Origin of the sequence: Bacillus sp. SIMBA_008 (assembly GCF_046535495.1) — a bacterium.
Classification (GTDB): domain Bacteria; phylum Bacillota; class Bacilli; order Bacillales; family Bacillaceae; genus Bacillus; species Bacillus subtilis.
Genome location: NZ_JAWRWL010000270.1, coordinates 1 through 290 on the forward strand (window position 1 = coordinate 1; position 290 = coordinate 290).

Consider the following 290-nt stretch of genomic DNA (forward strand, 5'->3'; position numbering starts at 1 on the left):
TTAAAAGAGTTTGTCGTATTGACAAGTTTTGAACCGCTGAACGTAGCTTTGACACGATAATAACCTGTCTTGCATCCTTTTAAAGAGAATGACTTAGTCACCCTTACTGAGAAAGAAAAGGTTGTTTTTTTGCAAGTCGTCCATTTCTTTCCGGACTTTCGCTGTAAGTATAGGTTTCCTTTAAAGGTTCGATCTGACGGATACGCTGTACTGAGAGTAAAATCGACACTTTTCGCTTTTTTCGTGTAGTAGGAGGCATCGGTAAATCCGCTTACATTTAAATGCTGCTG

Annotated in this window: 1 pseudogene; it reads right to left on the reverse strand. The window is 39.3% G+C overall.

Annotated features, from left to right (window positions below):
- Positions 1–290 (reverse strand): annotated as a pseudogene (locus SB658_RS23150) (hypothetical protein); the annotation flags it as partial.